Here is a 23,371-nt window from a genome sequence, read left to right as displayed (position 1 = left end):
GCCGATTGCCCGGACCTCGCGCCATCTTCATCTTCTTTGCTGGAGCTACCCATGAGCACGACTTATGCCTATGCAGCGACCGACGCTACCGCGCCGCTCGCCCCGTTCGAAATCCAGCGTCGCGAACTGCGCGCCCATGACGTGCAGATGGAAGTCCTGTTTTGCGGCGTGTGCCATTCCGATCTGCATCAGGCGCGCAATGAGTGGAAAAACACTGTGTTTCCGGTGGTGCCGGGCCACGAGATCGTCGGCCGCGTGACCGCTGTCGGGCCGGACGTGACGAAGTACAAGGCAGGCGATCTGGTGGGCGTCGGCTGTCTGGTCGATTCGTGCCGCACGTGTGCGAGTTGCAAGGAAGATCTCGAACAGTATTGCGAAAACGGTTTTGTCGGCACGTATAACGGCGTCGACAAGGTCGATGGTCAGATCACTTTCGGTGGCTATTCGACGCAACTCGTCGTCGACGAAGAATTCACGTTGCGTGTGCCGGAGAATCTCGACCCGGCGGGCGCCGCTCCGCTGTTGTGCGCGGGCATTACCACGTATTCGCCGCTGCGCACGTGGGGTGCGGGTCCTGGCAAGAAGGTCGGCATTGTCGGCCTCGGCGGCCTCGGCCATATGGGCGTGAAGCTGGCTCGCGCGATGGGCGCGCATGTCGTGCTGTTCACGACGTCGCCGTCGAAGATCGAAGACGCGAAGCGACTTGGCGCGCACGAAGTGGTGATTTCGAAGAATGCCGCTGAGATGGAAGCGCATGCGAACAGCTTCGATCTGATCGTCAATACGGTGGCTGCGCAGCACGATCTGAATCCGTTTTTGACGCTGCTCAAGCGTGATGGAACGATGACGCTGGTCGGCGCGCCGGAGCACGATCATCCGTCGCCGCAGGTTTTCAACCTGATCATGAAGCGTCGCCGTCTGGCCGGTTCGCTGATTGGCGGCATTGCCGAGACGCAGGAAATGCTGGATTTCTGCGGTGAACATGGAATTACTTCGGATGTCGAGGTGATTCCGATGCAGGGGATCAATGAGGCTTATGAACGGATGCTGAAGAGTGATGTCAAGTATCGGTTTGTGATTGATCTGGATTCTTTGCGGAAGTGATGTAAAGGTTTGGGTTTGGGCCTGCGCGGCGGCGGTGGTTTTTGTTGGCCCGCTGCTGCGTGGGGCTGTTGCTGTTTTTTGTTTTTCGCTTTTTTGTTTTTCGCTTTTTTGTTTTTCGCTTTTTTGGTTGTGCTTTTTGGATGTTGGCCTTTCCTTGAATTCACGGTGGTCTATTAGCACTGCCCCTGTGCGGGGCGGCACTCACTTTCTTTGCCGCCGCAAAGAAAGTAAGCAAAGAAAGCGGGCTCACACCGCTAACCATTAAGCGGGTCCCCTGGCTTGGAGGGGGTAGTGGTACATCTGGAATCCGTGCACTCGCACATTCCGCTTTAGTGACACAGCCATCATTCGCTCCCACTCCGCACTGCGTGCGTCGCGGATGGGTTTGCGTGGGAAACCGGTCGAGTTTCCGCATAGCGAAGCTGGTGGTCGCCTTCAAAAACGAAGAATAAAAAATGCGTAAGAACCAGTCCCTGGTTCCTGGCGCTCGAAGTTCCGTTCGGATTGAAATAAGGCATCTGCGCCCCGCGAATTACGCGTCGGCGCGCGAAGCGCCGCCGGAAGAATGACTGCTTTGTCACGAGCGCGGAGTGTGCGGGAGCACAGATTCCAGATGCACCACTGCCCCCTCCAAGCCAAGGGACCCGCTTAAGAGTTAGCGGTGTGAGCCCGCTTTCTTTGCTTACTTTCTTTGCGGCGGCAAAGAAAGTAAGTGCTGCCCCGCACAGGGGCAACGCTAATAGACCACCGTGATCACAAGGAAAGGCCAACAACAACAACAACAACAACAACAACAACAAACCCGAAACCCCGCTGCAAAAAAAGCAAAACCCCAAAAACCGGAGCAACCAATGATCGACAGAATAACCGCCATGCGCACATTCATCCGAATCGTGGACACCAACAGCTTCACCCGCGCAGCGGAGTCCCTAAACATCCCGCGAGCGACGGCGACCACGATCGTCCAGAACCTGGAAGCCCTGCTGGGCACAGCATTACTCGCCCGTACAACGCGACGTTTAAGCGTCACACCAGAAGGTGCCGCCTACTACGAACGCTGTGCGCAGATCCTTGCGGATATCGACGATATGGAAGCAAGCATCCGTCACGCAACGGATAACCTCACGGGCCGCCTGCGCATCGAAATACCGGGCGCGGTGGCAAGCGCAATCGTGCTGCCGGCACTGGACGACTTCCACACGCGCTATCCGAACCTGGATCTGGCAATCGGCATCAGCAACCGCACGGTCGATCTGATCTCCGAAGCAATCGACTGCAGTATCCAGCTCGGCGAGTTACCCGACTCGAATCTCGTGGCGCGACAGCTAGGCACGCTCGAACACGTGACCTGCGCAAGTCCCGCGTACCTGGCGCGTCAAGGCACACCTGTCGATATCGACGATCTGCGCGGACACGTAGCGGTCAATTGCATGTCGCCGCATAACGGCCGCGAAGTGGATTTCGATTTCGAAGTGGACGGAGAAGCACAAAGCGTCAAGGTAAAAGGCTTCGTGAAGGTCAGCGACGAACAGGCGTATCTCACCTGCGGATTGCAAGGCCTCGGCCTCATTCAGCCCGCGCGGATCGCCGCTCAGCCCTACCTCGACTCGGGATTACTGCGCGAAGTTCTGCCGCAATGGAAGCCCGTGCCGATGCCGGTCTCGGTCGCGTATGTGAAGAACCGCCGGGTCTCGCCGCGCGTGCGGGCTTTCGTCGACTGGCTCGCGGAGTTGTTTGAAAAGGCGGAACACGTCGATCAGGATCTCACGCGCGTGCGCCAGTTGTTGCGCGGCCTGCATCCCGCCTGAGGCGGGTTAACGAAAGTTTTAATGCAGGCACGCGCCGCACGAACTCGCGCGGCTCAGCGCATTAATTCGATAATTTGACCGGCACCGGCCGCGTCAGCAGATCAACGTAGAAATTGAAAAAGGCTGGATTGTCGAAGCGTTTGACGATCGTCATCTTCTGCAAACCCGCCGGCGGCGAACTCGTATAACCCGTTGCCTTGCCGTCATTGGCGCCAAAACTCGTATCCACGTCCACCCACTCGTCGACCGTCTGCGTCGCGAACGAAGGATGCATCAGATAGGCGAGCGTCAATGTGTCCCAGATATTCGTCGTGTAGTCCGGATTGGTTTCGAAACCATTCTTGCCGTCGAAGCCATAGCCGTTCAACGTCTTGAACAATTGCGTAATGATGGTCTGCTTCGCCGGATCATGCGCAACCCGGTCGTAAAGCGCCTTGTCCATTTTTACGGTGTCCGTCACGTCGAGCGGCACGACCACCTGTTTGATCGGCAGATGCAATACCGTCTTTGCTGCCTCCGGGTCGAACCACCAGTTGAATTCGGCAGTCGGCGTCGTGTTGCCGGGCACGTCGATCGCGCCGCCCATGTAGATGATCTGCTTGATCAACGGCACGATCTCGGGATGCTGACGTGTTGCGAGTGCAATGTTGGTCAGCGGGCCGATGGCCAGGATCGTCACTTCGCCGGGATATTGCTTGACCGAATCGACAATGAAATCGACCGCGCTTTTGCCTTGCACTTTGGTGTGTGTTGCGAAACCGTCGGGCGGCGCAACGAGGTCGCTGTCGGATGCCGGCTCGGGCGTACTCCACGCACCGAGATAACCGTCACCACCGGGGAATTGTTTCAGTTCGGCCTGAATCGTCGCGAAGTCATGCGATAAAGCGTAATTGGCGCCCGCATAAACGCCGATCTGATTTTCCACACCGAGCCGTTCGACGGATTTCAGTGCATCCGCGACGCCCTGCTTCAGCCATTGATTACCGGACACGACCGTAATACCGAGTACTTTCAGCGAGCCTTGCGCCTGTAATTGCGCGGCCATGACGCCGAGCTGGCCGTCGTCACTCAGCGTGTTGTAATCGCTGTCGATAATTACTTTGGGTGCGTTATCAGGTGCGTTGAGTTCATTGCCGCCGCACGCTGAGATACTTATAACGGTCATTACGCTTGCTACACAGGTGAGTGCCAGGAAAACTCGTCTCACTGATGTCTCCTTTTTATCGTGTCGTGTCACGCCGCAGTGCCATGCGGGTAAGGAAAATCATCATAGACGTAAACTTGATGAAATCAAATCGTCATGGTCGTTGAGTTATTGACGAGATCAGAATAACGATGACGCAAACGCGCCGCCCAATACCAGGGATGACTAATGAACGATGCGCAACGGGACAAAAGCAATGAGAACAGTCAGAGACTCGCGCCAACACCCGCGCAATAAAAGCGCGCCGCCAGAATAGCGGCGCGCGAGATCAAACCTTCACATTTACTGCGATTCTTCCGCCCACACGGCGTTCTTCTCGCGAGCCATCAGTGCCGTCGACGCCGCAGGCCCGAACGTCCCCGCCGTATAACCGCGCGGCCGTTCGCCCGACTTGGCCCAGCCTTCCAGAATCGGTTCGGCCCATGCCCATGCGGCTTCCAGTTCGTCGCGGCGCATGAAGTGAGTGAGGCGTCCGCGAATCACGTCGATCAGCAAACGCTCGTACGCTTCCGCGCGACGCTCGGTGAACGCCTGCTGCAAATCCAGATTCAGGCTCACCGGCAGCATATGCATGCCGCTGCCCGGCTCCTTCGCGAGCATCTGCAACTGGATCGATTCTTCCGGCTGCAGCTGGATCACGAGTTTGTTGCCATAGTTGCGGCCACCGCTCGGAATGATCGAGAACGGCAACTCGGAGAACTCGATGACGATCTCCGACACCTTCTTCTGCATCCGCTTGCCGGTGCGCAGGAAAAACGGCACGTTGGCCCAGCGCCAGTTGTTGATATGTGCGCGCAACGCGACGAAGGTTTCGGCACGGCTGCCGGCCGGCACGTTGTCTTCTTCGAGGTAGCCTTTCACCGCCTCGCCGTCGACCGCGCCTGCGGTGTACTGACCGCGCACGGTATCGCGCGAAATATCTTCGGCAGTCATCGGACGCAGCGAGCGCAGCACCTTCAGCTTTTCATCGCGGACCGCATCCGGGTCGAGCGACACGGGCGGCTCCATTGCGACGATGCACAGCAGTTGCAGCAGGTGGTTCTGCACCATGTCGCGCAGCGCGCCGGTCTTGTCGTAGAAACCCGCGCGGCTGCCCACGCCGACCGTTTCCGCGACCGTGATCTGCACGCTCTTGATATACGGAGCCTGCCACAGCGGCCCGAAAATCGGATTGCCGAAGCGCAGCACCATCAGGTTCTGCACGGTTTCCTTGCCGAGGTAGTGGTCGATCCGGTAAATCTGCGCTTCGTTGAAGTGCTTGCCGACCGCCGTGTTGATTTCCTGCGCGGACGCCAGATCGTGACCGAGCGGCTTCTCGAGCACGACGCGCGAATTCTCATCGACCAGCCCCGCCGACGAAAGGTTGTCGCAGATATTCGTGAACAGATCCGGTGACGTCGCGAGATAGAACACGCGGCGCACGCCTTCGCGCGACACTTCTTTCAGGCGCTGGTAGTCGTCGATCGAATCGACGTCCATCCGCACGTATTCGAACAGCGCCATGAATTTGTCCCATGCGGCGGCATCGAACGCTTTCTTTTCGATGAAGGGCTTGGCCTTCGCTTCCATGAATTCGTTGATGTATTCGTCACGCGACCACGGCTTGCGGCCAATCGTGAGAATGCGGGTGTCCGGCGGCAGGTTGCAATGCAGATGCGCCATGTAGAGCGCGGGCAGCAGCTTGCGAAACGACAGGTCGCCGGTGCCGCCGAAAATGATCATGTCGAGCGGCAAATCGGGAATGGCAGAAGCGTGTTGGGTCGTCATAGCGCGGTCGCAGCGTCGTGATGAAGAAGGCGTCGGTCAAAGGACAGAAAAAGTCTGGCGCGGTAGCCGCACAAAAAGCTGCAAATAACGGCATCCGGCACCGGCACTTTTTTCTGGCAAACGCCTATGGTGCAACTTTTTGGGATTGTTTGCACGGCAACATGTGCCTCAGGTTGGCGCAATTTGCCAACCTGGCGGACAGGCGGTTGTTTTTAAGGCGTTTTTTTAAGGCGCGCGGAGAATGAAATTCAGCTGGCTAATGTGTGCGTGCGGTCTGCCCACTGTGTGCGTGCGGTCTGCCCACTGATCCTCACCTTTGGATCTGCGAAGACCGCACACAGCGCCCCATCCCGAACGCTTATTGCGACGCGCCCTGGTCGCCGTTCTTGCCGCCATCCTTCTTGCCGCCCTTGAACATCGCGCGACACGGCGGGCTCAGTTCGTCGAGGTGCTGCTTCATGCAGGCAGTGATCTTCTCTTTGTTCGGGATCTCGGCCGCGCAGAAATGCATCGCGTCGCCGCGACAGGCTTTCGCCTGTTCGTCCTCACTCGCGGCGCTCGCCGGGCTGGCGGCTCCGAGGACGACAAGGCTGGCAGCAAACAGGCAATAGATTCGATTCATGTCAGGTCCGGTATTGCAGATGTCGACGAAATCACATGAGCAGAAAACGGGCCTGAACACTGTGCCTGGCTCGCCTATGCCGACGTCCGCTTCAGCGTCATGCCCCGCCCCGCGTAAAACCTGGCCGCCATGGCAAACGGCAGATACACGTCGGCCTGATGCGGCGCGATGCCCGAAGGATTGTGAAACCACACGCCGTCGCGATCGCGTCCGTGCAGCAGGATCAGATGACCGCCCTGCCGCTGGTTCGGCCGCTCGGGATAACGAATCTCCGCACTCACCGAAATGATAGCCAGGGTACCGGCGTTCAACCGCGCCGCGATCTCTTCAAGCGACACCTGCGGCAACACCTCGACCTCGATCCCGAACGCGCCGCGCGACCAGTCGGCGAACGGCTGGTAAATCAATCCGTCGACGCCGCCGTCCTCGCGCATCCGGTACACGCCGTGTTGCAGGGCTTCATCGAGTAACGCGGCGCGAGGTGCGTGCGCGACACCCCAATAATCGAGCGCGGATTCGAGACATGTCAAACCGCACAGGCGTTTGGCCCAGAAGCGGTAGCGCTCCGGGTCGGCGAAACCGCTCCTGCGCCAGTGCGGATCGTCGCACGGATCGCCCTGCCGCTCGACGATATGGCGAACCCACTCGGGGCTGCCCCATTGCGTGTAATACGGTACGCCCGTGTGGCGCAGTGCCGGTTCGTTCATCGATTGCGTTGAGCGTGAATGGCCAAAAATTGCGAATAGATGCTTTTACATTCACAGCATGCTGCGAGGCCGCTGCATCGTGCCATCGAAGAAGCGCTGCAATCGGAACGCGGACAAATCGAGCGAAGGCTTGCCGCCGTCGTTCATTTCCGCGAGCAGCTTGCCGACGATCGGCCCCATCGCGAAGCCGTGTCCGCAAAAGCCGGTGGCGATCGTCAGCCCGCTGACCTGCGGCGGCGCATCGATCACCGGGATGCCGTCGGGCAGCACGTCGATCAGCCCAGCCCAGGATTCGACCACCTGCGCGTCCTTCAGCGCCGGGAACAACGCGCGCAATTTTTTCAACGCGCTCGGCGCCTGGCTCGCATTCGGCTGCGGATGCGGATCACGCGGATACAGCACGCGCTCGGCTTCGGGCACGCCGCCCGGCAGACGCTCGCGCAGATCGCGCAAACACGCGCCATTCAGATGGAAACTGAACTTCTCGCGCTGCTTCCACAATTCGGGCAAGAACCACTTGAGCGCGCGGAAATGGCCGAGCGTCATGTCGACGTCGACCTGCATATCGTCGGCGAGGTTGATCGCGCCGTTCGCGCGTTGCCGCACGCCGAGGCCGTGCCCCCAGAACGTGGACGCAGTGATCTGCGGCAGCGGATTGGTGCGCGAACAGGTGCCGCGCACGACCTGCTGCGGCAATTCCAGACCGAGCGTTCTGAGCAGCTTCCAGCTGCTGGCGCCCGCCGCACAGATGAAGCGCGAGGTGCGCACCGTGCCCCGCTCGGTGACCACGCCCGCAATCGCGCCGCCCGCGCGCTCGACGCCGACCACGCCGCATCCTTCGAAAAACAATGCGCCGGCCTCGGCGGCGCGCGCGGCGAACGCGGCGGTGGCGCGGCGCGGTTCGGCCTGGCCGTCGCTCGGCGTGTAGAGGCCGCCGAGCGCCGGACCTTGCATGCCGGTCACGACGGCGTCGATCTGCTTGCGGTCAAGCGTGCGGGTGTCGAGCCCGTATTGACGCGCGACGTCCATCCATTGCTGGAACGACGCCCATTCTTCTTCATCGGAAGCCACGTAGAGGCAGCCGCCCTGACGCCACTCCAGATCGAAATTCAGCTCGCTTTCGAGTTCTTTCCAGAGCGGGATGCTCGCCATCATCAGCGGCACTTCGGCGGCTTCGCGGCCCTGCTGACGCACGAAACCCCATGCCCGCGACGACTGCTGGCCGGCAATCCGCGATTTATCGAGCACCACCACCGAGAGGCCGCGGCGCGCAAGATACCAGGCGGCCGCGCAGCCCATGATGCCCGCGCCGGCGATCACGACATCGGCCTGTTTCGGAAACGGTTGATCGGCAGAGGTGAAGTTTGCGTGCAGCGGGTAAGTCGTGGTCATCTGGCTGGGCCGGTTTTAAATGTGGGCGTAATCTTCGCAGGCGAGTCGATTGTCTGCAATGCCGCCGCACCGGAAGTCTGCGGAGATGGCGAACCTGGCGAGATCGACAACGCCATCGGAACGCGGCAGAGTAACCCGCAAAGCCTTACCAGAAGGGCTTTAGAGTTACGACTAAAATCTCACCCCATTTATTCGTTAAACAGATATTCGTCTTTTATTCGTCTCACAGATATTTAGAAAAATATTCGCGAGACGAATATTTGACAAATATTCGTTTGACGCATAAATTGCATTTATTCGTCTCACGGATAATCCGTCATGCTCCATCTCATCGCCACCCCTAACCAGATCGCCCAGCTGCTCGCCGCGAGCCGCCGGCAAGCCGGTCTCACGCAGGCTGACGCGGCCGCGCGCATCGGCGTCAGTCAGAGCCGCATTTCAGCGCTGGAAACCGACGCTGGTTCGCTCACCGTCGCGCAATTGCTGGCGCTCTCCGGCATCTACGGGCTGCAGTTGCAGGTGCGCGACAGGAGCCAGCCGCAGCCCGACCCGACCCCGCTGATCGAGTGGTGAGCATGGGTCGCCCCACTCATTCGCAGGCGTTGTCGGTGTGGGCCAATGGCGAGCGTGTCGGCGTCTGGCGCCTGCCCGCGCGCGGGCCGATGGAGTTCGCGTACGACCCCGCGTGGGTCGAATCGGCGGCGGGTCGCCCGCTGTCGCTGTCGCTGCCATTCACACCTGGCAACATGGCGCAAAAAGGCCCGCGCGTGCTGAATTACTTCGACAATCTGCTGCCCGACAGCGAGGCGATCCGCAAACGTATCGCCCAGCGCTATCAGACCGACACGCTCGATGCGTTCGACCTGCTGCAGGCCATCGGCCGCGACTGCGTGGGCGCGGTCCAGCTCCTGCCCGAAGACGACGCGCCGGTAGGGGTCGACCGGATCGAAGGTACGCCGCTATCCGACAGCGAGATCGAAGCGATGCTGGCGCGCACGGTCAGCACGCCGCCAATCGGCGCCCACGACGAGCCGGACGACGACTTCCGCATCTCGCTGGCCGGCGCGCAGGAGAAAACCGCGCTGCTGTGGCACGACGGCAAATGGCAGCGCCCGCACGGCGCGACGCCGACCACGCATATTTTCAAGCTGCCGCTGGGGCTGGTCGGCAACAAGCTCGCCGACCTCAGCACGTCGGTGGAAAACGAGTGGCTGTGTCTGCAGATTCTGCGTGCATACGGGTTGCCGGTCGCGAATACGGAAATCATGACGTTCGGCAAGCAGCGCGTGTTGAGCGTCGAACGCTTCGACCGGCAGATGCATTCGAGCGGCCAATGGCTGCTGCGTCTGCCGCAGGAGGACTTCTGCCAGGTGTACGGCGTGCCCTCGCATCGCAAGTATGAAAACGAAGGTGGCCCCGGCGTGCTCGACCTCGCGCGGATTCTTCAGCAATCGGTGACGTCGCGGCAGGACATCGAAACGCTGCTCGCCAGCCAGATTCTGTTCTGGATGCTGGCCGCACCCGACGGCCACGCCAAAAACTTCAGCATCCGCCTGCTGGCGGGCGGCCAATACCGGCTGACGCCGCTTTACGACGTGATGTCGATCTGGCCGGTGGAAGGCAGCGGCCCCAACCAGTGGTCGTGGTTCAAGGCGCGGCTCGCGATGGGCATGTGGTCGCGCAGCAAACACGACGCGTTTCGCGACGTGCAACGGCGTCATTTCAACACGATGGCGCTGAAATGCTCGTACGGCGCGAGCGCGGAACCGTTGATCCAGCGGCTGATCGACGAAACGCCCAGGGTAATCGAGCGGGTATCGGCGGAATTGCCTGAACGGTTTCCAGCGCGGGTCGCCGAGCGGATTTTCAAAGGACTGAAAAACTCGGCCGCGAAGCTCGAGAAAATGCCGCCTGAATGAATCGATCCAATGCGTTCAGGAGTCAAATAGTGCTCAAACAGTCGGCATATCGCGCTCGTACGGCATATTCTTCACAGATGGGACACCGTTAATCGGTAAAATACGCACGATGCCAAATACATAAAAATGCCGGAATTGTCTGTCACGCGTTTTGCCGGGTCGGGCTCAATGGCAATTCGGCAAAAACATAAACCGCGATACTTTTTACGGTACATTTGCTGTCCCCCTGCGTAGCTCATCCATGCGCATTGCTTGTGCGTGGAGAGGCCGCGCCTGCACTATCGCTTCCCCCAGTACCCTTTAAGACGGCGGATTTTCACGCAGTATGACCAACGAAACACTCTCACCTGACGCCATCGCGGTCGCCGAGCGCGTACGCGAATTGATGAGCCGGCATGGAATCGGCAAACGTCAGCAAACCACTGAGCTGTGCCGGATCCTCGATCTGAGTTTTTCACAGGGACACCGCAAGCTGCGCGGCAACAGCCCGTGGACCCTGTCGCAGATCAAAAAGGTCGCCGAGGTGTTCGGCGAACCGGCGGCTCAGCTGTTCGGCGCACAATCGCTCGATCCGGGCATGGTCGGCGCGATCGCGCAGGAAGCCGTGTTCTGCATCGGCGCAATCGAACTGGCGTGCACCGCCTGGGTCGGTGCGGCGCTCGAAGCGGGCAGCCGCCCGGAATTCGTCGCGTATTCGCGGCTCGGCCAATGGCGCGTCGCGCGTCACGACGGCACGCTTTACCAGAGCGCATACGAAGTCCACAAGATCGAGATTTATCCGCGCCGCGCTGAAACCGACAAGCCGACTATTGCCGTGGTCGACGACGATCAGGCCAGCGCCGACAACCTGCGCGACTATCTGGAGCGCAGCGGCTTCGCGGCGGTGGCGATTTACGGGCTGGCGTCGTTTGCCGAGCAACTGCAAACGCAGGTATTCGACGGCATCGTGATCGACTGGCTGTTCGGCGCGCAAACCTCGGCGGCCGCGATTCGCGCGGTGCGAGCGTCGGAAAACCCGGACGCGCCGATCTTCGTGCTGACCGGCGAATTGCTGACCGGCAAGGCCAGCGAATCGGAAATCAGTCAGGTCATCCGCAATTTCGACGTCGCGTGCTATGAAAAGCCCGCGCGCATGGCGATTCTGGTCGCCGATCTGTCCAAACGGTTGAACCGGCCTTGAAGCTCGGTCTTAAAGACAGACATTGAAACGCCGCCGCTAACCCGCCGTGAGTTTCAGCGGCTGAAGGTGTGTGCTCAGGTTGATGCCCGCCTCCATTCCCGCCCTGCCGGCCACGCTTCACACCACATGGCGCGACGCCACCGCACGCTGCAATGCGCTGCGCAGATCCTCGTAATGTACCGGCTTTAATAACGCGTCGAAGAACGGCTGTTCGCCATCTGCTTCTTCCGCCGCCGTCCTCGTCCTCACCTCTGGCGCATACGCGCTGACCACGATCACCGGCACGCCAGCCGACGGCCCGCCCCGCTTTTCGAATTCCGCGAGAAAGGTATAACCGTCGCGATCCGGCATGTGCAGGTCGAGCAGCACTACATCGCAACGGCGCAGGTCGAGCCACGCGAGCGCATCGTCGGCGGTGGCGACGGCGTGCGCGTCGAAATCCATATGCGCGATCATTTCGCTGAGCGATTCGCGGATCAGACGGTTGTCGTCGACGATCAGCACGCACGGTCGCGCGCCGCCGGGGTCGGCCTGCGCGGCGACATCGGCCGGCTCGGCAGCCGCGACCGACGTGACCGGAATAGTCACCGTGAACGTGGTGCCCACGCCGACCGTGCTCGCGACATCGACCGTGCCGCCGAACAGCTTCACCAGCCCCTGCACGATCGTCAACCCCATTCCCGCGCCTTCGAAACGCCGTGTGCGCGACGAGTCGAGTTGCGTGAACTCCTGGAAAATCAGCGGAATCTGCGCCTGCGCCACGCCCGGCCCGGTATCGCTGACGATAAAAATCAGCACGGCCGGCTGCTGCCGCAACTGCACGCGCACCGCGCCGGACTCGGTATAGCGGATTGCGTTGGTGACGAGGTTGTTGACGATCTGACGGATCCGATGCGGATCGGAGTCGACCAGCCCGCGCACGCCGGTCGCCTCGCTGTCGAGTTGCAGACCGCGCGCCGCCGCCGACATCGTGTGTTCGTCGACAATCGACGCCAGCAGTTCGCGCGGCTCGAAATGCTCGTGACGCAGTTCGAGCTTGCCCGCGCCCAGGCGCGCGTAATCGGTGAGGTCCTTCATTTGCGCTTCGAGATGCCGCGCTGCCGTTTCGAGGCGCAGGATCACCTTGCGGTCGGCCTCGGAGTGATAGTTGAAGCCCAGCAATTCAATCGACGACACGATTGCATGCAGCGGCGTGCGCAGTTCGTGACTGATCATGCCGAGAAACGCGTCTTTTGCGAGACTCGCCTCGCGCGCCGCGCGGCTCGCCTGGTGTTCGGCTTCGAGCGCCGCGTGCTGCTGGATCATCAGACGCGTGCGGCGCCGGCCGTTGAGCACCAGCAGCGTGGTCGCCGCTGCCGACAGCAACAGCAGCACCATCCCGGCCACAAACAGCAAGCGGCGCTTGTCGATGAAATCGCGGTTCATCGCTTCGCGGTCGGCGACGTCGGCGAAACGGCGGCTCAGCGCGAGATCGTTGATCTCCGTCCAGTGCGCGCGCAATTGCGCGACGATCCGGCTCGCGCGGCCGCGATCTTTCGGCAATGCGTCGACTTCGGGTTGAAGCGTGTGCAGCAGCGTATCGAGCCGGTGAATTTCGTCGATCTGCCGTTGCAGCAGCGCAAGCTGAGCGGTCAGCCGCTGCGTCGAGCCGGCCATCACACGGAGTTTGGATTGCAGCAGCTGGTAACGCAGCATCAGCCGCTGGAAGTCGTCGTCAGTGCCTGACTGATACAGCAGCAACTGGTTTTCAAAGCGCCCGTAGGCAATTTGCAGTTGCGCGGCGTCCCAGTAAAAGCCGTCGTAGGTGCCGGTCAACTGCTCGGTGGCGCGCGGATTCAGCAGGTTTGCGTACAACAGATAGCCAATTGCGCCGGCTGGCGCCGCGAGCGCGGTTAGCCAGATCAGCACATAGAACACCCGGCGCCACGGACGGCGCACTATTTGACGATGAGGGCCTTGATCTGCCATACGAATTTCGAATCGCCCGAGGCGCCCGTGATTTCGTCAGGGAACGCGTCGCGCGGGTAGATAAGGAATAGCGGCCCGAAGTCGCTGACCTTCAGCCGCTGGCCGTTCATGCTGTACGCCACGACCACGCCATAGCGATCGCTGTCGGACACCGGCACGGTGTAGGTGTAATCGTCGAGCGTACGGAACTCGATCTGGGTGCCATAGGCGCCGACCGCCTTCAGAATATCCGCGAGCAGCGGTCCTGTGAAGGTGGAACGCGGAGTCCACGTGGTGGAAGTGGTGATCGAATGCGGCGGAAGCGCGAGCAGTTGCGCTTCCGTGAAGTGGTAGGACTGATGCGCCGCGTCGTTGGTCTTGCTGATCTTGCCCTGCACGTCGAGCGTGAGCGGCGCGTCGGTCTGGGCCTGCGCGATGCCCGACGTGGCCAGTCCGGCCAGTCCGGCCAGCGCGGCCATCAGGCCAATGGCCCAACGCGCCCGGCGCAGCGCGCGATAAATCACATCGGCGGTATTTGCAGCGTGCAACTTCGTCATCAACTCGATCAACCTGGTCATCGCTCTTCTATTCCTTACCTGTTTTGCTGCGCTCGCTCCGGTGCCAAAACGGGCTATGGCTTCGTCAGCCATCGTCGTTCCGGTAGCTTGCACCCTTCGCTATTCGATCTACCTGCGTCTTCGTTCTCTGCCCGGCCGTGTCGCCGCTATCGAGCGACGCCTCTCCGGTGATGCGCGTCACCCCGACGCGCGATCTTTGAACCGCATGCATAATATCGCCAAAATTCCTGGTCTCAAAAACGGCGGCCCGCTGGCCCGCTACGCGCCGTTTCCACGTCACTGACATCTGCCCCGCACGCATCTCGCGACGCCCTACCAGTTATGAACAAGCCGGTTTTGCCCCTCACGTACGAACAACTCGATCACTGGATCGAATCGCTGCAGCCCGCGTTGCTCGCCGAGCACTTCACGATGGCGATCGGCATTCTGCGCGGCGGTGCGCCGCTCGCGCTGATGGTGTCGCACGCGGTCGGCACGCCGGTCGCGTTTTTGCGCTACGACCGCCAGACGCGCACCGTCGCATGGGATTCGACGCTGCCGATGCCGCCAGCAGGGTCGAAAGTGCTGTTGTGCGAGGACATCGCCGGGCGTGGTTTTACGCTGACCGATTGCATCGCGTTTCTTCAGCAGCAGGGGCTCACGGTCAGAACACTGACCGGCGCCGTCGATGACCTTAGCCGCACGCAGCCCGACTATGCGATCGACGCGCGCGGCTATTTCGCGTTGTTTCCGTGGGAGCGCCAGGCGTACACCGAGCGGTATCGCGAAGACTGGGAGCGCGTCGAAGCAGGCGCCGCGCAGGCAATGGCCGACGATCACGACTACGCGACGTACGCGATCGACCTCGACGGCATTCTGCTGCCCGACGTGCCGCTCGCGCGCTACGACGAAGACCTGGCGGCTGCGCTCGTGGAACGCGACGCGCTGTTGCCGTTCGACGAGTTACCGGACATCGATCTGAAGCGGGTTCGCACGATCATCACGGGGCGGCCGGAACTGGACCGGGCGCGCACGCAGGCGTGGCTCGTGCGGCATGGCTTCGATCATATGCAACTGGTGATGCGCACGCCCGATACGCACGACGAAAGCGCCGCCGGCGCTGCGGCCCATAAGGCGAGCGCGGCGTTGCGCGGCGGCGTCACGCATTTTGTCGAGAGCGATCCGGTGCAGGCGCTGCTGATCGCGCAGCAAGCGCCGTTGCTGCGCGTGATCTGGTGGGATGCGCGCACCCAGACAGGGATGCTGGTCGGGGCGCGCGCCTGGGGCTGAAGAAGGCCGAGCGGACTAAAGCGGCTGACCTTCCCTCAACTCCTTTACGTCCCTGACATCCTTCCCGTCCCGCAGATGCAGATGCCGCGCGGCCCGCTGCGACGCGACGACGATCAGCTTCATCGTTGCACGCGTCGCGCCGACGAACAGCTTGCGGGCAATCCGCTCATCGAACGATTCGAAATCGACCTCGGTGAAAATCACGCACGGCGCCGCCTGCCCCTTGAAGCGATAGATCGACTCGAACAGCACGTCCCCTTCGCGATATTCGGGGTTGCCGAACAGATCGTACTTGCCGGTAAAACTGCGCAGCCGATGCGGCCCGAGATGATCGAGCGCGGTCATTGCCGAGCCTTCGCGGCCGCGAAACGACAGCACCACGATGTCCTGCTTGCGAAAGCCGAGCGACAACGCCTGGGTGATCGCGCGCTTGGTGGCGTCGATGCAGGCATCGGCCGGATTCCTGGTTTCGTCGTAGACCGACAGCGAAATATCGGAGCCGTCGAACGGGCTGCCCGACGCCAGCGCCGCCGCGACCGGCACCGACGCGCCGACCACGTCGCGCACATAATCCAGAATGTCTCGCGGACTGCGATAGTTGGTGGTTTCCTTCAGCGTGGTCCAGCCCGGCAACGTCACCGGTTCGCGCATATACAGATTCTGCAGCGGGTCTTCGAGCCACCACCAGGCCGCGTCCGGCCGCAACAGCCGTTCGAGCGCGGCGACCCACGGCTGCTGAAAATCCTGCCCCTCGTCGACGATCAACACGTCGAATTGCCAACGTGGCTCGATGGGCGTGTCCGCGAAGACCGTTTCCAGTTGATCGAACACGTGACTGGACTGGAAATCGGGCTCGCGGCCCGCGTCGCGCGCGACCCAGTCGCATAGCTGGTGATAGTTCGCGACCTTGGCCTCGGGCGGCGCGACGCGCGCAATGTGATCCGCCAATGGGCGGTTGAAGCACACATACAAAGGACGCTGGCCGCGCGCGACGGCGTCCTTCATCACCTGCACGGCGAGTTGGGTCTTGCCGGAACCGGCCGTGCCGATCACCCGCAAGCGGAACGGCGAGAATTCGAGCCGCCGCGCCCATGTCGCGAGACCGCCTGCCAGCCGCGTGACCAGCGTGCCCGCCTGACCGACCAGCGCGCTTGCGTCCGGCGTGAGCGCGAGTTCGTCGGCGAGAAAATGGTGGATTTTCGACGCGCATGCAAGGCGCGGCTCGTCTTCCGGCAACGCTTCACGAACGATTTGCGCGAGCCGGCCTTTACGCGTGGCATCGACGATGCGCGCCGGGTTCACACCCGCGATCGCCGCATCCTTGACGACGTGGTCCGGGCAATACAGCAGTTCCTCGATGAAATAGGTGCCTCCCCCAAACGCCGCGGTAAAACGCCGGTGCAGCCCCTCGACGGTATGCGCGAGCGCGATTGCCACGTTGCGCTCGGTCTGAAGATAGACCTTGACGAGCCCCTTGGGCGTTTCTCGCAGAAAACCCGTTTTCTGTTCGACGATCATCACGCGTCCGGCGGGGCTGACGATCACGAAGTCGGCCTCGCCGAACACCGAAAAATTCTGGTTCAGACGCGTCCAGTGGACGCCGTGATAGACCGTGTAATCGGCGGGAAGCGCCTCCTCCAGCAACGCGAGGGTTTCGCGTTCGCGGGACGCCGCGCCGGTAGCGGCGAGGCTCTTCCAGTCGTCGGGGACAATGCGGGCCATGCGGTGCCTCGTCGTAGTCGGGTGCGCTCATTGTACGCAACGCAAATGCGTTCAAACGCAGCGTAACCGCCCGGAATCGAGGTTCGCCAGATGCGTAATCAAACACCGCATCCCAGCGCCGAGCCCCGCGCCGATTGCTGCCCTGCGGCGCGCAAAGCCGCGTGCATCGTGTATCGTTACTGGTTGAACGCCGCGCGCAGGGTGCGGCTTGCCAACTGTAATAAAAAGGATTTACCGGATGATCACGATCTGGGGGCGCGCCAATTCCGTCAATGTTCAGAAAGTGCTGTGGTGTTGCGACGAACTGGTGCTGCCGTACGACCGCATCGACGCGGGCCTGCAATTCGGCCGCAACAACGAACCCGGCTATCTCTCGATGAACCCGACCGGCAAGATTCCCACGCTGGTCGACGACGATTTCGTGCTGTGGGAATCCAACTCGATCCTGCGCTATCTGGTGCTGCAATACGGCGAATCGAGCCTGCTCTATCCGCCCGAACCGAAGCTGCGGGCCGGTATCGACCGCTGGCTGGACTGGACGCTGTCCACGCTGCAACCCGCTGAGCGTCCGGTGTTCTGGGCGCTGGTCCGCACACCGGCCGAGCAGCGCGATACGACAAAGCTCGCCGCCGATTTCAGCGCGGTCAGCGTGCTGTGGCGGATGCTGGACACGCATCTGCAAGGGCGCTTTTTCCTCGAGGGCGAGAACTTTACACTGGCCGATATCGTGATCGGCGCCTACGCAAAACGCTGGTTCGGCCTGGATGGCGTGGAACGCCCGCCGCTGCCGAATCTGGAGCGCTGGTATTCGCGGATTGCGACGCGCTCGGGGTTCAAAAAATACGTGGATTTTGCGCTGACCTGAAGCAGTTGGGCGGAGCGTCCGCGTCCGCCCTGTTTGCACAACACGCCCGTCTTACGCCGCCGGCCTGCACCGCCTCACTGCGATCTTCGCTACAGCCGGCAAGCACGTTATTTCCCACAGGCACGGCAACGCGCGCGGGCCTTTATAATCGACACATGAAGACCGCCAAGCCCGCCGCGACCGCCCACAAAGCCGCCCCCGCCAGTTCCGCTCACACTCATGAGCATCCGGAAATGGCGCATACGCACGGCGATTCGCAAGAAGCCGCACTCATACTCGCGGACGAATATTGCCGCGAACGCGGCGAGAAACTCACGCCGATCCGTCGCAAAGTGCTGGAATTGCTGCTGAATTCGGGCCGCGCGACCAAAGCGTATTCGCTGCTCGACGAGATGCGCCAGATTCACCCCGGCTCGGCGCCGCCCACGGTGTACCGGGCGCTGGATTTCCTGCTGTCGGCGGGACTCGTGCACCGGATCGAATCGATCAATGCCTTCACCGTTTGCCACGACCTGACGCAATGTCAGCATGGCATTCTCGTGGTCTGTCAGCAATGCGGCAGCGTCACCGAATTGCATCAGCCGAAACTGCGGCAGGCGCTCGTCGCGCAAATCGAAGACGCGGGCTACCGTCTCGCCAGCGACGAAATCGAATTGAAGGGATTGTGCGCGGCTTGCCAGGCGGCGGAGGCGGCGGCCGGTGATCCCGCGGCGACTGCTGCGGTCACGAAATAGCCGCAACAACTGCATTTACCGCGCGCATCCTTTAACACCGCGCGCCAGAATCAACCTGCTCCGCGGGCGTCGATCGCATCATGCAGCAGCGTCACCAGGTCTTCCGGCAACGCAGGCTTGGTCATGAAATGCTGAAAGCCTTCGCCGATACTGCGTAATCGATAAGCGTCATCGGTATGGCCAGTAAGCGCCACCGCGACCGACGGCGAATGATCGCCACGAATTTCATGGTCGCGCAGACGCTGGATCAGATAAAACCCATCCATGGCCGGCAGATCGAGATCGCACACGACCGCGTCGGGTAACAACCGGAGCGCTGCTTCGACACCTTCTTCCGCATCCGCCACGGCGCAGACATGTGCGCCTTCCGCTTCGAGTAACAAGGTCAGCGATTCGCGGCTATCCTGGTCGTCTTCTACGAGCACGATCGTGGCCTGATCGAGTCTCAATGCTCCGTTCATTTTCTGTTGTTGCTCTAAAAATCCGGTTAGGCCGTCAGACGCAGCCAACGTTTCGTTCTGCTGCTTGCCGCCGATTTCAGCGGCTACGGTATTGCTGTTCATGGTTCCGACTCGATTTCATGCGCCGAGTTGCAGACCAAGGCCAAGATTGTAAAACATGGCCCAGCCGCGACGCGGGCGCACACTAACGCGCCCAAATTGCACGCCGATGAAAAACCGGCTTTCGGTGCCCGACTTTGGCAGACCGATGCCGACACCCGATCCGCCGTGCGGCTCGTGCAAACCCCAATCGCACGGCACTGCCCGCCTGGCGTCTTTTCTGACATTCGTGTTCTTTTGCGATGCCGGCGGGGTTGCTCTCTGCGCGCGGCATTCAGACCTGTTGCATCAGTAGCACGTGGCGTGCCGCGACTCGGGATTAACGGCAAACGGGGCGCGCGATTGCCCAACGGGAACACGGTAACGGGGCCGCACTCTGCAGCACGGCGCTATGATCGTGAGCGCGAAGCGCCAGGTTTAGCTACATCGCCGCGCCATGTCAGCATCCGTTTTCGACCATCAAACCGAGGCCACGTCACCATGTCCGATCTCGATTCTGCGACGCTCGAAGCACTCCGCCACGTAAGCACCGCCACGCTGACCACCCAGCTTTTCAAACGCGGCCTACGCAATACGTTCATGCAAGGGGTCGCCCCGCTCGCGCCGCACAGTGGACCGAACCTCGTCGGCCCCGCCTTCACGCTGCGCAACATCCCGTCGCGCGAAGACATCGACGTGCTGGAACTGTTCGCAGACCCCGACTACGCGCAGCGCAAATGCGTCGAGACCATTCCAGCCGGTCATGTGCTTGTGCAGGATTGCCGGGGCGAACGCGGCAGCGCATCGTTCGGCTCGATACTTTCGCTGCGTTTGCAGGTGCGCGGCGTGGCGGGCATGGTGTCCGACGGACCGGTCCGCGACAGCACGACAATCGCCGCGCTCGGCATGCCGGTGTTCTGCGCCGGGGCCAGCGCGCCGCCCAACCTGATCCGCCACCATGCCGTGGATATCAACGTGCCGATCGGCTGCGGCGGCGTGGCGGTGTTTCCCGGCGACATCATCGTCGGCGATGCGGACGGCGTCGTCGTGATCCCGCTCAAGATGGCCGCCGAGGTCGCGCAAGCAGCCGCTGAGCAGGAACAGATGGAGGCGTTTCTGACCGGACTGATTCGCGACGGCGCCGCGCTGCCCGGGACTTATCCGCCGAACGAAAAGACTAGGGCGGCTTTTGAGGAATGGAAGAAACAGCAGAAGTGAGACGAATGCGCGACGTTCAATGACAACGTGCGCATCGTCGCGGATCAGTCGGCCTTCTTCGGCCCGATCCCTTGCACGAGCAACGCCACCGCATGCCGCGCGATTTCCTCGCCGCCGATGTCGCGCCGCAACGGATCGTTACCCCACAACTTCGACGTAGCCAGCGGCAAAATCGTCAGCCCGAGCAGCGTGACGAACACCAACGCGGGCTCCAGCGCCGCGTTCAGCCGCCCCTCTTTCTGCCAGCGCGCGATGGCCTGCAGCGACGCCTTCTGATGCGCATTGCCGAAACGCTCGTGCATCCGCTGACGCAACAACCCGCCGTCACTGATGACTTCGCGCACCCACAGCGACGGAAACCACGGATGCTCGCTCGCCGCCCTTACCAATTGCCCGGCCAGTTGCGTGATCGCGGCCACCGGATCATCGGGATTTTCCGCGAACGGCATGCCGAGGCTCGTGCGCAGCGGAGCGAAACGCTCGTCGATCAGCACGTCGAGTAGTTGATCGCGCGTCTTGAAGTAGTAATGCATCATCGCCGGGGTGAAACCAGCCTCGCGGGCAATCTCGCCGAGCGTGGTGTCGACGATGCCTTTGCGGGCGAACAGCGCAAGCGCCGCGTCGAGAAGACGGGCGCGCTGCGCCGGACCGCGAGCGGCCCCCGTCGGCCTGCCCGGCCGCCTCGCGGGCGCGGCGGCCTCGGAGTCGGCGGCTGAATCGTCGTGTGACGCCTTACGCGGACGTTTGACCGCCCCTCGCGCTTTCGCTACCGGGGCGTCGGCCACGACATTTGCCACTTCCGGGTCATCCGGTGAAATCATTGTCATTGCATTCAATTTGACGAGTGAAGCGATGTCGCATATATTAATCGCCACGTTAATTAATTTCAACATCCCCGCGACATGGAACAACCGACTATGACTCACCCTGCCGAGCCTCCGCAGCCGGATAACCGGACCGGTGCGCCAGCCGCCGAGCATCCGCCGATCCGCCTGCTGTTCCCGGCGCTGCTGCTGGTCATGCTGCTGGCCGCGCTCGACCAGACGATCGTGTCGACCGCGCTGCCGACCATCGTCGGCGAGTTGGGCGGGTTGAACAACCTGTCGTGGGTGGTGACCGCCTATCTGCTCAGTTCGACCATCGTCGTGCCGCTGTACGGCAAGTTCGGCGATCTGTTCGGTCGCAAGATCGTCCTGCAGACGGCGATCGTGGTGTTCCTGGTCGGCTCCGCGTTGTGCGGCGTCGCGCAGAACATGACGCAACTGATCGTCTTGCGCGCGTTGCAAGGACTCGGCGGCGGCGGTTTGCTGGTGGTGACCATGGCCGCCATCGCCGACGTGATCCCTCCCGCTGATCGTGGCCGCTATCAGGGCGTGTTCGGCGGCATATTCGGGCTGGCGACCGTGATCGGCCCCCTGCTCGGCGGCTTTCTCGTCGAACACCTCACGTGGCGCTGGATTTTCTACATCAACCTGCCGCTGGGCATCATTTCGCTCGTCGTGATCGGCGCAGTGTTCAAGCCGCACGTTCGTCATGTAAAGCACACGATCGACTACATGGGCGCCGCGTTTCTCGCCGGTGCGCTGACCTGCATCATTCTGTTCACGAGTCAGGGCGGCACGATCCTGCCGTGGTCGTCGCCGCAATTGTGGTTCACGCTGGGAATGGGGCTGGTGGCGATCTGGGGTTTCATCCACGAGGAGCGCACTGCGGTCGAACCGATCATGCCGCTCGAACTCTTTAAACAGCGCACGTTTTTGCTGAGCAGTCTGATCGGCTTCATCATCGGCGTGTCGCTGTTTGGCTCGGTCACGTTTATTCCGCTCTATCTGCAGGTCGTGAAAGGATCGACGCCGACCGAAGCCGGCATGCAGATGTTGCCCATGATGGGCGGCCTCTTCGTGATGTCGATGGTGACCGGCCGCATCATCAGCAAGATCGGCAAGTACCGGATGTTCCCGATCATGGGCACGCTGCTCGTCGCGGTCGCGATGATGCTGCTGTCGCGCCTGCAGATCGATACGCCGATTCATGTGATGTATGTCTATATGGGTCTGCTCGGCTGCGGTCTCGGCATGGTGATGCAGGTGCTGATTCTCGCGGTGCAGAACACGGTCGAGTTCAAACACATGGGCGTGGCGACATCGGGCGCGACGCTGTTCCGCTCGATCGGCGGCTCGATCGGCGTGGCCGCGTTCGGTGCGGTTTTTTCCAACGGGCTCGCTGCGCGCCTCGAAAATCTGATCCCCGCCGATACCGAATTACCGCATGCGTTGGGGCCGGCCGCGATTCATCAGTTGCCGGATGCGTTGCGCAGCGATTATCTGCATGCATTTGCCGGCGCGTTGCATACGGTGTATCTGTCGGCGGCTTGCGTGGTGGTGCTCGCGTTCGCGCTTGCGTGGTTGCTGAAAGATCATCCGCTGCGCAAGCATTGATCGTTGCGCCGTCCTTTCACGCGCTCGATGTCGACGCGTGATGCAAGCGCTTAATGACGCAATTGAAGAGGCAGTTGGTGAACGAGGTCGAACGCGCGCGTTTCGACCTCGTTCTATTTTCACAAATACATCGCAATACGCGAGGTCAATCCACTCATAGACATGCTGCACCTGCACGGGGCAATATAAAAATAACCCTCTGCTGAAGCAGCTTTTCGACAAAAGTCACTATTTCGTCGTACCTGGAAATGTGCGCTGGCGCACACAACATCAGTGCGAATGTCAATTGACGTTCTGATTGAAACGCCACATATTGGATGCAGCGACAACGCAAGCACGGGCTTGCGTCTCCCTGACT

At 61.5% G+C, this 23,371-nt stretch carries 21 protein-coding genes; 11 read left to right on the top strand and 10 right to left on the bottom strand.

Translation table 11 applies throughout. The features are described 5' to 3' along the window. Positions 1 to 51 precede the first annotated feature (51 nt). The gene (locus tag ABH945_RS32195; protein WP_074768188.1) at positions 52 to 1,104 is read left to right on the top strand and encodes an NAD(P)-dependent alcohol dehydrogenase; all 1,053 of its coding nucleotides are present in this window, start codon (positions 52 to 54) and stop codon (positions 1,102 to 1,104) included. Between the two features lie 851 nt (positions 1,105 to 1,955). Next, on the top strand, positions 1,956 to 2,912 hold the full coding sequence (locus tag ABH945_RS32190; protein ID WP_429253350.1) for a LysR family transcriptional regulator: 957 nt from the start codon (positions 1,956 to 1,958) through the stop codon (positions 2,910 to 2,912). 61 nt (positions 2,913 to 2,973) lie between these two features. On the opposite strand, the gene ABH945_RS32185 is transcribed toward ABH945_RS32190, so the two are convergent. Both ABH945_RS32185 and zwf read right to left on the bottom strand, forming a co-directional pair. Beyond that, positions 2,974 to 4,077 carry a nucleoside hydrolase gene (locus ABH945_RS32185; RefSeq protein ID WP_429253349.1) on the bottom strand — a complete coding sequence of 368 codons (1,104 nt, stop codon included), beginning with the start codon at positions 4,075 to 4,077 and terminating at the stop codon, positions 2,974 to 2,976. A gap of 321 nt (positions 4,078 to 4,398) precedes the next feature. Beyond that, entirely contained in the window at positions 4,399 to 5,883 is a 1,485-nt protein-coding gene (zwf, locus tag ABH945_RS32180; protein ID WP_429253348.1) for a glucose-6-phosphate dehydrogenase, read from the bottom strand. Positions 5,884 to 5,903: 20 nt separating this feature from the next. On the opposite strand from zwf, the gene ABH945_RS32175 reads away from it, so the two are divergent. Further along, entirely contained in the window at positions 5,904 to 6,128 is a 225-nt protein-coding gene (locus ABH945_RS32175) for a hypothetical protein (RefSeq protein WP_429253347.1), read from the top strand. A gap of 113 nt (positions 6,129 to 6,241) precedes the next feature. Here the strand turns inward: ABH945_RS32175 and ABH945_RS32170 are convergent, their stop codons facing one another. From ABH945_RS32170 to ABH945_RS32160, 3 genes are all read right to left on the bottom strand, one after another. Continuing rightward, positions 6,242 to 6,505 carry a hypothetical protein gene (locus ABH945_RS32170; RefSeq protein ID WP_074768178.1) on the bottom strand — a complete coding sequence of 88 codons (264 nt, stop codon included), beginning with the start codon at positions 6,503 to 6,505 and terminating at the stop codon, positions 6,242 to 6,244. A 74-nt stretch (positions 6,506 to 6,579) separates the two neighbouring features. Further along, entirely contained in the window at positions 6,580 to 7,212 is a 633-nt protein-coding gene (locus tag ABH945_RS32165) for a C39 family peptidase (protein WP_429253346.1), read from the bottom strand. Positions 7,213 to 7,263: 51 nt separating this feature from the next. Then, positions 7,264 to 8,604, bottom strand: coding sequence for an NAD(P)/FAD-dependent oxidoreductase (locus ABH945_RS32160; RefSeq protein ID WP_074768174.1), 1,341 nt, complete (start codon positions 8,602 to 8,604; stop codon positions 7,264 to 7,266). Between the two features lie 318 nt (positions 8,605 to 8,922). Between ABH945_RS32160 and ABH945_RS32155 the strand changes: the two genes are divergently transcribed. The 3 genes from ABH945_RS32155 to ABH945_RS32145 all read left to right on the top strand — a co-directional run bounded on the left by ABH945_RS32155 (position 8,923) and on the right by ABH945_RS32145 (position 11,703). Continuing rightward, positions 8,923 to 9,177, top strand: a complete 255-nt coding sequence (locus tag ABH945_RS32155; protein ID WP_429253345.1) for a helix-turn-helix domain-containing protein — start codon at positions 8,923 to 8,925, stop codon at positions 9,175 to 9,177. A 2-nt stretch (positions 9,178 to 9,179) separates the two neighbouring features. Next, the gene (locus tag ABH945_RS32150) at positions 9,180 to 10,523 is read left to right on the top strand and encodes a type II toxin-antitoxin system HipA family toxin (RefSeq protein ID WP_429253344.1); all 1,344 of its coding nucleotides are present in this window, start codon (positions 9,180 to 9,182) and stop codon (positions 10,521 to 10,523) included. A gap of 325 nt (positions 10,524 to 10,848) precedes the next feature. Beyond that, positions 10,849 to 11,703: a helix-turn-helix domain-containing protein gene (locus ABH945_RS32145; RefSeq protein WP_074768168.1), complete on the top strand. Its 855-nt coding sequence runs from the start codon at positions 10,849 to 10,851 to the stop codon at positions 11,701 to 11,703. Positions 11,704 to 11,820: 117 nt separating this feature from the next. Here ABH945_RS32145 and ABH945_RS32140 read toward each other — a convergent pair whose 3' ends face one another. Both ABH945_RS32140 and ABH945_RS32135 read right to left on the bottom strand, forming a co-directional pair. Continuing rightward, positions 11,821 to 13,671 carry an ATP-binding response regulator gene (locus ABH945_RS32140; protein ID WP_429253343.1) on the bottom strand — a complete coding sequence of 617 codons (1,851 nt, stop codon included), beginning with the start codon at positions 13,669 to 13,671 and terminating at the stop codon, positions 11,821 to 11,823. Continuing rightward, complete coding sequence (locus ABH945_RS32135) at positions 13,641 to 14,207, bottom strand: molybdopterin-dependent oxidoreductase (RefSeq protein WP_074771078.1); 567 nt, start codon at positions 14,205 to 14,207, stop codon at positions 13,641 to 13,643. The genes ABH945_RS32140 and ABH945_RS32135 overlap by 31 nt, the downstream gene beginning before the upstream one ends. A 342-nt stretch (positions 14,208 to 14,549) precedes the next feature. On the opposite strand from ABH945_RS32135, the gene ABH945_RS32130 reads away from it, so the two are divergent. Then, positions 14,550 to 15,497, top strand: coding sequence for a phosphoribosyltransferase (locus ABH945_RS32130; RefSeq protein WP_429253342.1), 948 nt, complete (start codon positions 14,550 to 14,552; stop codon positions 15,495 to 15,497). A gap of 15 nt (positions 15,498 to 15,512) precedes the next feature. Here the strand turns inward: ABH945_RS32130 and ABH945_RS32125 are convergent, their stop codons facing one another. Further along, positions 15,513 to 17,219, bottom strand: a complete 1,707-nt coding sequence (locus tag ABH945_RS32125; protein ID WP_429253341.1) for an ATP-binding domain-containing protein — start codon at positions 17,217 to 17,219, stop codon at positions 15,513 to 15,515. A gap of 238 nt (positions 17,220 to 17,457) precedes the next feature. On the opposite strand from ABH945_RS32125, the gene ABH945_RS32120 reads away from it, so the two are divergent. Together ABH945_RS32120 and ABH945_RS32115 are read left to right on the top strand one after the other, a co-directional pair. After that, the gene (locus tag ABH945_RS32120; RefSeq protein WP_429253340.1) at positions 17,458 to 18,084 is read left to right on the top strand and encodes a glutathione S-transferase family protein; all 627 of its coding nucleotides are present in this window, start codon (positions 17,458 to 17,460) and stop codon (positions 18,082 to 18,084) included. Positions 18,085 to 18,239: 155 nt separating this feature from the next. Further along, positions 18,240 to 18,818 carry a Fur family transcriptional regulator gene (locus tag ABH945_RS32115; RefSeq protein ID WP_429253339.1) on the top strand — a complete coding sequence of 193 codons (579 nt, stop codon included), beginning with the start codon at positions 18,240 to 18,242 and terminating at the stop codon, positions 18,816 to 18,818. A 50-nt stretch (positions 18,819 to 18,868) separates the two neighbouring features. On the opposite strand, the gene ABH945_RS32110 is transcribed toward ABH945_RS32115, so the two are convergent. After that, positions 18,869 to 19,381 (bottom strand): response regulator, encoded by a 513-nt coding sequence (locus ABH945_RS32110; protein WP_074768154.1) that lies wholly within the window; start codon positions 19,379 to 19,381, stop codon positions 18,869 to 18,871. A gap of 477 nt (positions 19,382 to 19,858) precedes the next feature. Here ABH945_RS32110 and ABH945_RS32105 point away from each other — a divergent pair, with 477 nt between their 5' ends. Next, a complete protein-coding gene (locus ABH945_RS32105) occupies positions 19,859 to 20,575 on the top strand; it encodes a ribonuclease activity regulator RraA (protein WP_074768152.1) in 717 nt (238 codons plus the stop codon). Positions 20,576 to 20,619: 44 nt separating this feature from the next. On the opposite strand, the gene ABH945_RS32100 is transcribed toward ABH945_RS32105, so the two are convergent. After that, entirely contained in the window at positions 20,620 to 21,402 is a 783-nt protein-coding gene (locus ABH945_RS32100; protein WP_429253338.1) for a TetR/AcrR family transcriptional regulator, read from the bottom strand. A gap of 75 nt (positions 21,403 to 21,477) precedes the next feature. Between ABH945_RS32100 and ABH945_RS32095 the strand changes: the two genes are divergently transcribed. Beyond that, positions 21,478 to 23,013 carry an MDR family MFS transporter gene (locus ABH945_RS32095; protein ID WP_429253337.1) on the top strand — a complete coding sequence of 512 codons (1,536 nt, stop codon included), beginning with the start codon at positions 21,478 to 21,480 and terminating at the stop codon, positions 23,011 to 23,013. Positions 23,014 to 23,371: the final 358 nt, after the last annotated feature.

It is taken from the genome of Paraburkholderia sp. GAS333, assembly GCF_050435665.1.
GTDB lineage: Bacteria > Pseudomonadota > Gammaproteobacteria > Burkholderiales > Burkholderiaceae > Paraburkholderia > Paraburkholderia fungorum_A.
The sequence above is the reverse complement of the archived record's forward strand: the minus strand, read 5'-3'. Positions and strand labels throughout refer to the sequence as shown.